The organism is Mesorhizobium sp. M1182 (genome assembly GCF_040318335.1).
In the GTDB taxonomy this organism is placed as follows: Bacteria; Pseudomonadota; Alphaproteobacteria; order Rhizobiales; family Rhizobiaceae; genus Mesorhizobium.
Genome location: NZ_JAMYMD010000009.1, coordinates 203,983 through 214,067, shown reverse-complemented (window position 1 = coordinate 214,067; position 10,085 = coordinate 203,983). Strand labels below are relative to the sequence as shown.

Here is a 10,085-nt window from a genome sequence, read left to right as displayed (position 1 = left end):
CGCTGAGGGAGGGCGGCTACCCTCTCTCAGCGTTCCTTTCTGACCCATTCGGCAGCGAAAGTCATAAGACAAGCAATTCCAGGAAAAGTGTGAAACGGTTTTCCGTTCGGAATTGCGTTAGAGCAATTCCAGGAAAAGTGTGAAACGGTTTTCCGTTCGGAATTGCGTCAAAACAAGAGTGATCGGTTCAGCGTTTCCCCCGATGAACCGTTCTAGGCTCGGACAGCCCTTCTTCGAGGGAGAACAATCATGGCTCACGCCCAGCAGGAACTGGTCGAATTCGTTATCAGCAAAGCGTTCAATCCGGTCATGCGGGCCAAACCAGACGGAAAATCCGATGCCGAACGCAAGACGCTCGAGCACGTCCAGCAAGCCACGAAGACCGAGATCGAGCGCTATCGCCATTACGGCTCGGCCGAGGAGGTCGCGACCAATTTCAAGCGCGACCTGAGCTCAGATGCCGCCAAAAAGTTGCACGCCCAGCTGCGGCGCCTGCATCTGCCGACGATCGAGGATATTCGCGACGAATTTGAGGACAAAGCCCGCAAGCTTGGGGTCAAGGCCTCGTCGTAGATCCGCGACCGGTCCTCGGTGACGTCCGTCAGGCTGTCATCACAAACCGTCCTTGGTCGGAGGCCACCCTGACCGAACCGTCTCGGGGATGTTGTCCGACGTCAGATCGCCCCGATTGAGCTTTTCAATCGCTTCATCGGCTTCGCTTTCGTCGAGACCGGAAAGCGGCAACCCGCCGACCACGACGGCTTCGTCGCTCTCGCTGTCATAGACCTCCCAGAGGCCTTCCGGATCCTGTCGTTTGTCGAACGGCATGGCACTCCCCAACACCGCTATTGTACGCCTGCCACCCATTTCAGGGCCTGGGCTTTTTCGTCCTCCGGGAACACCCGCGCCTCGATTTGCGGAAACAGCGCGTCCGTCATTTCCGTGGCTGCCTTGATCCACTGCTTGTTGGAAATCACGGCGGCACGTTTGAAGCGGTGGACCTCGCCAAGTTTGCTCAGCCCATACTGCAGGTCGCGCCGCAAGGCGCCAGCCGTCATGTCCTCGAAATCGGCAAGATCGGTCAGGACGCCGATGTCCTTATGGTCGCTCAGTTTCGCTTCGATTGCCGGGATGACTCTGTCGTAGTCGTCCGCCGTCACGGTGCCGGTGACACGAAAGGCGGCGACATTCTGGGGAGCGGAAATCATCTCGATCATTTTTTCCTCCGGTCTCTGACTTGCTGCCTGCCCGAAACAAACTCGGGCCATTGGCGGATGTTCCCTGCCGGAGGCGTGCTTGGCTTCAACCTGACATGGTTAGAACGACGATCGGCCGGCCTCCCCGACCGGCGCTCGGATCGCCTGGGTGACGACGGTATAACGCGTGATTTGACCCTCCTCGGGGTCCTCCCCGTGGAAATGGATCGCTGCGTTCAGCGGCAGGTGGGCAGTGCTGCCAAACTGCTTGACGGCGGAGACATGCACGATCTGCACGTCGGGGTCGCGCTTCATGGCGTCCATCGCCGCAAGCTCGGCGCTGCTGCTGCCGCCGATCCGCCAGCTGGCTTCCAGCACTCCCGATCGCCAGATGCCCGAGGAATCGACACCTTGGCCGATGTCGTAGTTGCGCCGTGAGGCAAAGAATCCGGGATAGCCATCCATCGCGGCGTCGTAGATCCTCGCCTGCGCCACAGCCAAACTTAGCGCCGGAGAAAGCTGCAGCCCGTCCAGCGCCTCCCATCCGCCGCGCACGACGACCAGATCGGATCCGCCGTAAACGGGCTGTCCGGCATTGTCGGCCGTCATTCGCTGCACGCCGTAATAGGCGACCGATGTTCCGTCGATCGCCGTTCTGCCAATGCTCAGCGTGACGATGTCGCGAAGCTCCGTTTCGAGAACAAGGCCGTATTCCCTCAGGTCGGAGGATGGATATCGTTCCAGCAGCCTTTCGATGTCGGCAACGGTCGCGGCGGTGTGCTGGTCGCGGCCCCGCGAAGCGCGCGGTGGCTTGAACCGGACCAGCCCTAGCTGCAGCAGACGTTCCGCTGCGCGCAGCGCGTCATCGCGTGAAAATGCGGTATAGCCGGGCAGTACGGCAGCGCCGACGGCTCTGCCGAAGCCGGCTGGCCATTCTTTTGGCCGTGCCGCCGACCCGTCCACCAGCTCGTGGGTTATGGCCTTGGTGGTTGCGAGGCGCCAGGGCACCACACCGCCGAAGAGGTCCTCCGGCCCGTTTATGCCCAGTTGGAGCGCATCGACGGCAAGCAGGCTGTCGTCCGGCACGAAATACAGTCGGCGACCGTCACCGCCGCCGTCACTCAGGCCCTCGCGGAAGGCAAAGCCCTTCAACGCCGCAATCGTGCGCGCAACGGCAGCGACGGTTTCCCGCTCGTGGGTATAGATTGTCTCGCCGCCCGGCACGGAGAATGCGACCACAACACCTTTCGCCCCGCTTGGTTGCTTACCGCTTAGCCCGGTCATGTCGCGCCCTTCGTCCATTGCCGAGCCCATTGCCGTTTCCGCGGCGATGCGTCCGAACCGAAAAACCCGCTTCCTCGGCGAATGTTCCGGCCAACGGCCGGCAATCCGGTTTGACTGAGGTTTGACCGGGGCGGCGACCAGAACTCGGCGGCTCGTAGCTGTTTTATGAGGGAACGTCAGACAGGGAGATGGAGACCATGGCTTTCACGCTCAAAAGCTCTGCCTTTGCCGATGGCGACAAAATACCGCCGCGCTATTCCCGCGACGGCGGCAACGTCTCGCCACCATTGGAGTGGACGGACGCCCCGCAAGGAACCAAAAGCTTCGTCCTGGCCGTCGAGGACCCCGACGCCCCTTCAGGCACGTTCCGTCATTGGGCGGTCTACAACATCGACGCACAGCGCAACTTTCTTCCCGAAGGCACGACCGCCGGCGCCAAGACCGAGAGCCTCGGACACGGCGTCAACGATTTCGGCAATCCTCATTATGACGGCCCCCAGCCGCCGCCTGGGCATGGGCTCCACCATTACCATTTCCGGCTTCTTGCACTCGACGCCGAGACGCTTCATCTCGGCGAGAAGGCTGCCGTCGACGACGTGCTGAAACAGGCCGAGCCGCACGTCGTGGGAGAGGCCGAGCTCGTCGGCACGTTCGAACGGGCTTGAGGACGCCACGCCACCCCGTCGCCTGGTTCGGCACAAACGGAGAAGCATGATGGACAACAAATCAAACCCTGTCGACCAACCCATATCCGGCAAGAAAGCCAGCGGCAGCGACAAGGCCGAGGCACCGAAGGAAGCAGGCGATCAGGCACGGAAAGCCCAGGAGTGGGGCGGCGGCTCAAAGGCCTCGAAAGGCGCGATATCGCCGCAGGATCGCAAAAACCAAAACTCCAGCCAGCGCAGCTGATACCGGTCCGTCATCCGGCAATGCGTCTGAAGCGGCGGGCAAGGCCGGGCTGGAGGCACTGCGCTGCGCCTCACATCGCTAGCGGTTCATGTTCATGGTCGCATTCATCGGCATCAAATTGTGGTCGAGATTGGCCATGATCCAGATCGAGCCGCCGATCACCAGAACTACGATCAGCACGCCGAAGGCAAGCGCCAGGGCGTTGTTGGTGTTGTCCGGTCCCGTCGTGATGTGCAGGAAGAAGACGAGATGGACGCCCATCTGGGCGATCGCCAGCACGACCAGCGCCACCGGAATGCCGGGTGCCCATATCAGGTTGGTTCCGGGCAACCAGAACGAGGCGATGGTCAGCAGCGTTGCCAGCCCGAGGCCGATCACATAGCCGCGTAGCCCGGATCCGACCTCGGTGTCGCCGAGGTATTCGTCACCCGGCGCCGTATCGATGTCGTAGCGCTCCAGGCCATCGGTGTCGCGCCGTTGCGCGTGGCGATCGTCCGCATTGCTCATCGACTTGCCCCCAGGAGATAGACCACCGTGAACAGGGCGACCCAGATGATGTCGAGGGCGTGCCAGAACAGGCTGAAGCACATGAAACGCCGAAGAATATCGTCGCGGAATCCCTTGGCGAAGATCTGCGCCATCATCGTGAGCAGCCACAGCAGCCCCGCCGTCACGTGAAGGCCATGGCATCCAACCAGCGTGAAGAACGCCGACAGGAAAGCGCTGCGCGTCGGTCCGGCACCGCTGGCAACCATATGCGCGAACTCGCGCAACTCGAGCAGGATGAAGCTGGCGCCGAGCACGAAGGTGACAGCCATCGCGACATAGAACCAGGAGCTTCGCCGCGCTGTCACGGCGAGGCTGGCGAGACCGCAGGTGAAGCTCGACAACAGCAAAGCGGCCGTCTCGATCGCGACGTTGCGCAGGTCGAACAGCTCGGCTCCGCTTGGTCCGCCCGCCGTCTTGCCCGCCAGCACCGCATAGGCCGCGAAGAAGGCCGAGAACATCACGATGTCGCTCAGAAGGAAGATCCAGAAGCCGTAGCCCACGACGATCCGGATCGGTGCCGGGCCGCCGTCGCCGTGGCCGGGTGCATGGCCGTGCCCGCCATGGAGGCGGTAGGGGTCACGCTCTCGAACGTCGATCGCGGTCATGGCCTTGGCCCCGTGTAAGTGGCCAGCGCCTCGCGGCGCGCACTTCGGTTGGCGCGGTCGATCCGGGCGACTTCGGCGGCAGGAATGACGTATTCGGGGATGTCGCGCCACGCGAATACGACGAAGGTGGCCAAAGCACCGAGCGCGCCGAGCGCCACCATCCACCAGATGTGCCAGATGAGAGCAAAGCCCATCACGGTCGCAAAGAAGGCGCAGATGAACCCGGTGGGACTGTTGCGCGGCATCTCGATCGGCTCGTAGTCAGGCTCGTCGCGCAGCCGGTTTTGCTCGCGTGCCCGCTGCTTGATGCTCCAGTAGGGCTCTTCGCCCTCGACATGCGGAAGCGCGGCGAAGTTGAAGACCGGCGGCGGCGAGGGCGTGGCCCATTCCAGCGAGCGGCCGTCCCAGGGATCTCCGGTGGCGTCGCGAAGCGCCGCGCGCTGCCGGATGCTGACGACGAGCTGTACGATCTGCGCGACCACGCCGGCGGTGGTGATCAACATGCCGACGCCGGCAACCAGCACCCACGGATGCCATGCCGGCACGTCGAAATGCTGCATGCGGCGGGTCATGCCGAGCAGGCCGACAGCGTAGAGCGGTACGAAGGTGGCGTAGAACCCGATCAGCGTCAGCCAGAAGGCCAGCTTGCCCCAGCCCTCGTGCAGCCGGAAGCCGAATGCCTTGGGAAACCAGTAGGTATATCCCGCGAAGGCGCCGAACAGCACGCCGCCGATGATGACGTTGTGGAAATGCGCCACCAGGAACAGGCTGTTGTGGAGCAGGAAATCGGCCGGTGGCACCGCCAGCAACACACCCGTCATGCCGCCGATGACGAATGTCACCATAAAGCCCAGCGACCACAGCATTGGCGTCGCGAAGCGGATGCGGCCGCCATACATGGTGAACATCCAGTTATAGATCTTCACGCCGGTACCGACAGCGATGATGCTGGTGGCGATGCCGAACGCGGCGTTGACGTCGGCGCCGGCGCCCATCGTGAAGAAGTGGTGCAGCCACACCATGAAGGAGACGATGCAGATGAAGAGCGTCGCGGCCACCATCGAGCGGTAGCCGAACAGCGGCTTGCTGGAGAAGGTGGAGATGACCTCCGAGAAGATGCCGAACGCCGGCAGGACGAGGATGTAGACCTCGGGATGGCCCCAGGCCCAGATCAGGTTCACGAACATCAGCATGTTGCCGCCAGCTTCATTGGTGAAGAAATGAAAGCCGAAATAGCGGTCGAGCGTCAGCATCGCGAGCGTGGCGGTGAGGATCGGGAAGGCGGCGACGATGAGCAGGCTGGCGGCGAGTGAGGTCCAGCAGAACATCGACATCCTGAGGTAACTCATGCCGGGCGACCGCATCTTCAGGATCGTGGTGACGAAATTGATCCCGGTGAGCAGCGTTCCGACGCCCGCTATCTGCACGGCCCACAGATAATAGTCGACGCCAACGCCCGGCGAATAGGCGGTCTCGCTGAGCGGCGGATAGGGCAGCCATCCGGTACGCGCGAATTCACCGATCACCAGCGAGATGTTGACCAGCAGCGCACCGGTGGCGGTGAGCCAGAAACTCACCGAGTTGAGCGTCGGAAAGGCAACGTCTCGGACGCCGAGCTGCAGCGGCACGACCAGGTTCATCAGGCCGATGACGAACGGCATCGCCCCGAAAAAGATCATGATGGTGCCGTGGGCGGAAAAGACCTGGTTGAAGTGGTCGGGCGGCAGATAGCCGGGCGCCTGGAAGGCGAGGGCCTGCTGCGACCGCATCATGACGGCGTCGCTGAAGCCGCGCAGCAGCATCAGCAGCGCCAGCAGCGTGTACATGACGCCAATCCGCTTGTGATCGACGCTGGTGATCCATTCGCGCCAGAGATAGGGGAAATGGCCGGCCAGGAAGACCCAGGCCAGCACGCCGAGGACTGCCAGGGCGACGACCGCCGAGGCGATCATCGGCAGAGGCTGATCGAACGGGATGACGTCCCAGCTCAATTTTCCGAGCATTGTCAGCCTCCTGCCTTGGGCGATACGCTCGGCCCGGGGCGACCGGCCTGGGGGCCGGGCGCGGGTGGAACGCCCTGCGTCGCGATTTCGTGGAAAAGGTCCGGCTCGACCGAGCGATAGGTCGAAGGCGGCACGTCGATGCTCTGTCTGGCCAGTTCCTGGTAGCTGGCCTTGTCGAGTGCCTGTCCCTGGCTTCGCGCCGAATTGACGAACGCCTCGAAGGCATCGGCCGCGACGGCATGCAGCACGAATTGCATGCCTGGAAAACCGTCACCGCTGAAATGGGCCGACCGCCCATAGAAGTCGCCCGGCTGATCCGCCTGCAGGTGAAGCTGCGTCGTCATGCCGTTCATCGTGTAGATCATGCCGCCGAGCTGAGGCACGAAGAACGCATTCATGACGCTTGCCGAGGTGAGCGAGAAATGCACCGGCCTGCCCGCCGGCACCACAAGCTGGTTGATGCTCGCGACATTCTGCTCGGGGTAGATGAACAGCCATTTCCAGTCGAGCGAGACGACCTGCACCTCAAACGGCCTTTGCTGGGAATCCAACGGCTTCATTGGGTCGAGGTCATGCGATCCGATCCAGATGATGCCGCTCAGAAACAGGATGACGAGGATGGGGATCGACCAGACTACCAGTTCGATGCGTCCGGAATAGGCCCATTCCGGCAGGTACCGCGCTCTTGTGTTGGTTTCCCGGAACCACCAGGCAAAGCCGAGCGTCGCCACGATCGTCGGGATGACGATGGCCAGCATGATAGCGACCGAATTGAGCAGGATCGTCCGCTGCGCCGCCCCCACCGGCCCTTGCGGATCGAGCACGCCGCCCTGGCAGCCGTCAAGCAGCGCGGCAACAAGCATCGTCGCGCCGACGCGGCCAACACGGATGGCGGCACAATTTCGAACGATCGCCCTCAGCAACATGACATCTCGCCGTTTCCTGAAAACCGATGGAACGTTGCAGGCAGCGTGGCTGCCAACCCCCGAATGTGCGCGCCGGTGTGCTCCTGGCGACAGTTTCTTCACGCACGGGGCTCCGGCTGGCAGAACCACACGCGGCGGACGTCATCGTTAAGCGGTCAACCTGTCGAGAACCCTCCAAATCCTAAAAACCAGCGGCAAATCCCAAGCAACCAGAGCCAAATCCTAAGAAATCAGAAACAGTGCCCAGATCGAAGTTATCGCCAGAAACGTGGCGAATGCCAAGGCGGTAAACCGGTTCATGGCCCCGCCCACGGTTGGTCCATTTAGTCCGCTCCCTGCGACGTGGCTGCTGATTCCAATGATGCTGCTCAAGATGGTTGCGCCAACCGAACGAATGTTCGTCGCGAAAGTTCCCAAAAAGCCAGATCCGTCGCAGCCTTTGGTTGCAGGCCGGCGGCAACGCGATGCGCACCAGGGATGGTTGGGCGGCTTTCTCGCCAAGCGGAAGCGAGGACTGGCTTTGCGTATGTAAAAACTACTTGTCTAGGTGAAAATAGTTGCTACTAATCGGCTGGGCCGGCGCATGGCCGCCTCTGGGAGGAATTTCGGGCATGACAAGACTGCGCGGTCTCGCGTGGGATCACCGACGCTGCTGGGGTCCGCTCGACGCCAGCATCGGGCCGTATTGTGCCGCCAATCCCGGTCTTGCGATCGAATGGGACCGCCGCAGCCTCTACGAATTCGGCGAGGGCGCGCTTGGTCCGGTGCTCGGCGCCTATGATCTTGTCGTGTTCGACCATCCGTTCATCGGCGATATTGCCGAAGGCGGGCTGATGGTGCCGTTCGATTTGTCGGCCGAGCAGCGCCACGGCTTCGAACGGGATTCGGTCGGCGCATCCTGGCAATCCTACGCAAGGGACGGGCTTCAATGGGCGTTGCCGATCGATGCTGCCTGTCAGGTTGCCTCGTATCGCCCCGATCTCCTGGAGCGCTACGGACCGCTGCCGCGCAGCCATGACGAGGTGCTGGAGCTCGGCCGGCGCGCCTTGAAGGACGGCAAATGGCTTGGGCTGCCATTGGTGCCGACTGACGCCATGTGCCTGCTTTTGACGCTCGGTGAGCCCCGCGAAGACGGCGACGAGTTCATTGCCAGGGAAAAAATCGAGCAGGCCGTCGGACAATTGCCAGCTTGTGGCGCTGTCGCATCCGAACTCGCCGAAATGGAACCCGATCCGCTGCTATGATCATATGATCGCGCATGACGACGTGGTCTACGTGCCGTTCGCCTTCGGCTATGTGAATTATGCCTCCAAACCCGACAGGCCGTATCTGCGCTTCGCCGACGTGCCGACGCCGCGATCCGCCGGCGCCTTGCTCGGCGGCGCCGGCATCGGCGTCAGCGCCCAATCGCAACACAAGCAAGCCGCCATCGACTACGCGCTGTTTCTGTGCTCGCCCGGCTATCAGCGCGGCGACTATGTGAAATCCGGCGGACAGCCGGGGTCACTGGCGGCGTGGCAGGATACCGAGGTCAACGCGCTCTCGGGCGGCTTCTTCGCCTCGACGCTGGCGACGATCGAAGCCTCCTATCTGCGCCCGACCCATCCGGGCTTCATCAGCTTCTTCCGCCAATGCGCCCCTCATGCCGCGGCGGCGATCGCCGGCGAATTGCAGGCGGCCGAGCTCGCGGATCGGCTGAACCGGCTCTATCGCGAGACCAGGCATAGCCAGCCGCAACGGAGCGTCGCGCAATGGCCGCCGATATTGCCCAGATCGTCGACGAAGGCGAAAGCGGCCGCAACGGCTATCGGGTGCCCGCTGTGGAGAAGGCGCTCGACATACTGGAATTCATGGCTGCCAGCGGCGAGCCGCTGACCCAGACCGAGATCGCCACCGGAATGGGGCGCTCCATTCACGAGATATACCGCATCCTGCTGCTGCTGGAGAAGCGCGGCTACATTTTCCGGACGCAATCGGACCGCTTCCGCCTGTCGCTGAAGCTGTTCGAACTGGCGCATATGCATCCCCCGGTGAACCGCCTGGTCGAATGCGCGCTGCCGGTGATGCGCGGCCTCGCCGCCAATGCCGACCAGAGCTGCCATCTGGTCGTGCGCGAAGGCGAGAGCGCACTGGTCGTGCTGCAGATCGATTCGCCTTTGCCGATGCGTTATTCGGTTGCCCTTGGCTCGCATTTCCCGATCCTCGAAACGAGCTCCGGCGCGGTGCTGCTGGCGCATTCGAGCCGCGCCGAGCGCGACCGCATCGTCGAACGGATCGTCGCTGCAGGCGAAGGCCAAGGCAGCCGGGCGGAAATCGAAGCGCGGCTGAACGAAGTCGCAAGGCTCGGCTATGAAATGCGCGCCTCGCTGGCTGTCGAGGGCTGCACCAACATTTCGATGCCGGTGCGCGACCATACCGGCGCCGTCATTGCCGCGCTCACCGTCCCCTTCCTGCCGCAAAAGGCCGCCCGCTTCGATCGCAGCACCGTGTTCGAGCGGACGAAGGCGGCGGCCGAGGCGATATCGTCGGCGCTGGGCGCGGGCGAAGCTGCCGCCTCTTCACGTGCCGACCCGGAACGGCGGGACTATCCGTTCAGCAACTGACAAGAAATAC

Annotated in this window: 14 protein-coding genes; 7 read left to right on the top strand and 7 right to left on the bottom strand. The window is 62.9% G+C overall.

Annotation, left to right across the window (positions count from 1 at the left end):
* The first annotated feature begins 249 nt into the window (after positions 1–249).
* Entirely contained in the window at positions 250–573 is a 324-nt protein-coding gene (locus NKH33_RS14245) for a hypothetical protein (protein ID WP_352539878.1), read from the top strand.
* Between the two features lie 39 nt (positions 574–612).
* On the opposite strand, the gene NKH33_RS14240 is transcribed toward NKH33_RS14245, so the two are convergent.
* The 3 genes from NKH33_RS14240 to NKH33_RS14230 form a co-directional block, all read right to left on the bottom strand.
* Entirely contained in the window at positions 613–828 is a 216-nt protein-coding gene (locus NKH33_RS14240; RefSeq protein WP_352473044.1) for a hypothetical protein, read from the bottom strand.
* Between the two features lie 17 nt (positions 829–845).
* Complete coding sequence (locus tag NKH33_RS14235; RefSeq protein WP_352920109.1) at positions 846–1,217, bottom strand: SpoIIAA family protein; 372 nt, start codon at positions 1,215–1,217, stop codon at positions 846–848.
* A gap of 99 nt (positions 1,218–1,316) precedes the next feature.
* Positions 1,317–2,510, bottom strand: a complete 1,194-nt coding sequence (locus tag NKH33_RS14230; protein ID WP_352920106.1) for a DUF3182 family protein — start codon at positions 2,508–2,510, stop codon at positions 1,317–1,319.
* A 167-nt stretch (positions 2,511–2,677) separates the two neighbouring features.
* Here NKH33_RS14230 and NKH33_RS14225 point away from each other — a divergent pair, with 167 nt between their 5' ends.
* Both NKH33_RS14225 and NKH33_RS14220 read left to right on the top strand, forming a co-directional pair.
* The gene (locus NKH33_RS14225; RefSeq protein ID WP_352836149.1) at positions 2,678–3,145 is read left to right on the top strand and encodes a YbhB/YbcL family Raf kinase inhibitor-like protein; all 468 of its coding nucleotides are present in this window, start codon (positions 2,678–2,680) and stop codon (positions 3,143–3,145) included.
* A gap of 46 nt (positions 3,146–3,191) precedes the next feature.
* Entirely contained in the window at positions 3,192–3,389 is a 198-nt protein-coding gene (locus tag NKH33_RS14220; RefSeq protein ID WP_352615135.1) for a hypothetical protein, read from the top strand.
* Positions 3,390–3,467: 78 nt separating this feature from the next.
* Here the strand turns inward: NKH33_RS14220 and cyoD are convergent, their stop codons facing one another.
* The 4 genes from cyoD to cyoA are packed head-to-tail and all read right to left on the bottom strand — an operon-like array spanning position 3,468 to position 7,472.
* Positions 3,468–3,896, bottom strand: a complete 429-nt coding sequence (cyoD, locus tag NKH33_RS14215; protein WP_352769325.1) for a cytochrome o ubiquinol oxidase subunit IV — start codon at positions 3,894–3,896, stop codon at positions 3,468–3,470.
* The gene (gene cyoC / locus NKH33_RS14210; protein WP_352449535.1) at positions 3,893–4,543 is read right to left on the bottom strand and encodes a cytochrome o ubiquinol oxidase subunit III; all 651 of its coding nucleotides are present in this window, start codon (positions 4,541–4,543) and stop codon (positions 3,893–3,895) included. The genes cyoD and cyoC overlap by 4 nt, the downstream gene beginning before the upstream one ends.
* Entirely contained in the window at positions 4,540–6,546 is a 2,007-nt protein-coding gene (gene cyoB / locus NKH33_RS14205) for a cytochrome o ubiquinol oxidase subunit I (RefSeq protein ID WP_352920103.1), read from the bottom strand. The genes cyoC and cyoB overlap by 4 nt, the downstream gene beginning before the upstream one ends.
* 2 nt (positions 6,547–6,548) lie before the next feature.
* Entirely contained in the window at positions 6,549–7,472 is a 924-nt protein-coding gene (gene cyoA / locus NKH33_RS14200; RefSeq protein ID WP_352920100.1) for a ubiquinol oxidase subunit II, read from the bottom strand.
* 358 nt (positions 7,473–7,830) lie between these two features.
* Between cyoA and NKH33_RS14195 the strand changes: the two genes are divergently transcribed.
* The 4 genes from NKH33_RS14195 to NKH33_RS14180 all read left to right on the top strand — a co-directional run bounded on the left by NKH33_RS14195 (position 7,831) and on the right by NKH33_RS14180 (position 10,075).
* Positions 7,831–8,004: a hypothetical protein gene (locus NKH33_RS14195; RefSeq protein WP_352920097.1), complete on the top strand. Its 174-nt coding sequence runs from the start codon at positions 7,831–7,833 to the stop codon at positions 8,002–8,004.
* 79 nt (positions 8,005–8,083) lie between these two features.
* Positions 8,084–8,716 carry a hypothetical protein gene (locus NKH33_RS14190; protein WP_352920094.1) on the top strand — a complete coding sequence of 211 codons (633 nt, stop codon included), beginning with the start codon at positions 8,084–8,086 and terminating at the stop codon, positions 8,714–8,716.
* Positions 8,664–9,347, top strand: coding sequence for a hypothetical protein (locus tag NKH33_RS14185; RefSeq protein ID WP_352920091.1), 684 nt, complete (start codon positions 8,664–8,666; stop codon positions 9,345–9,347). The genes NKH33_RS14190 and NKH33_RS14185 overlap by 53 nt, the downstream gene beginning before the upstream one ends.
* Positions 9,284–10,075 carry an IclR family transcriptional regulator gene (locus tag NKH33_RS14180; RefSeq protein ID WP_352920130.1) on the top strand — a complete coding sequence of 264 codons (792 nt, stop codon included), beginning with the start codon at positions 9,284–9,286 and terminating at the stop codon, positions 10,073–10,075. The genes NKH33_RS14185 and NKH33_RS14180 overlap by 64 nt, the downstream gene beginning before the upstream one ends.
* Positions 10,076–10,085: the final 10 nt, after the last annotated feature.

Bases quoted from the DNA above. Each gene is read 5' to 3' on its own strand.
- NKH33_RS14245 (WP_352539878.1), top strand. From the start codon at position 250: ATGGCTCACGCCCAGCAGGAACTGGTCGAATTCGTTATCAGCAAAGCG.
- NKH33_RS14240 (WP_352473044.1), bottom strand. From the start codon at position 828: ATGCCGTTCGACAAACGACAGGATCCGGAAGGCCTCTGGGAGGTCTAT.
- NKH33_RS14235 (WP_352920109.1), bottom strand. From the start codon at position 1,217: ATGATCGAGATGATTTCCGCTCCCCAGAATGTCGCCGCCTTTCGTGTC.
- NKH33_RS14230 (WP_352920106.1), bottom strand. From the start codon at position 2,510: ATGGGCTCGGCAATGGACGAAGGGCGCGACATGACCGGGCTAAGCGGT.
- NKH33_RS14225 (WP_352836149.1), top strand. From the start codon at position 2,678: ATGGCTTTCACGCTCAAAAGCTCTGCCTTTGCCGATGGCGACAAAATA.
- NKH33_RS14220 (WP_352615135.1), top strand. From the start codon at position 3,192: ATGATGGACAACAAATCAAACCCTGTCGACCAACCCATATCCGGCAAG.
- cyoD (WP_352769325.1), bottom strand. From the start codon at position 3,896: ATGAGCAATGCGGACGATCGCCACGCGCAACGGCGCGACACCGATGGC.
- cyoC (WP_352449535.1), bottom strand. From the start codon at position 4,543: ATGACCGCGATCGACGTTCGAGAGCGTGACCCCTACCGCCTCCATGGC.
- cyoB (WP_352920103.1), bottom strand. From the start codon at position 6,546: ATGCTCGGAAAATTGAGCTGGGACGTCATCCCGTTCGATCAGCCTCTG.
- cyoA (WP_352920100.1), bottom strand. From the start codon at position 7,472: ATGTTGCTGAGGGCGATCGTTCGAAATTGTGCCGCCATCCGTGTTGGC.
- NKH33_RS14195 (WP_352920097.1), top strand. From the start codon at position 7,831: ATGATGCTGCTCAAGATGGTTGCGCCAACCGAACGAATGTTCGTCGCG.
- NKH33_RS14190 (WP_352920094.1), top strand. From the start codon at position 8,084: ATGACAAGACTGCGCGGTCTCGCGTGGGATCACCGACGCTGCTGGGGT.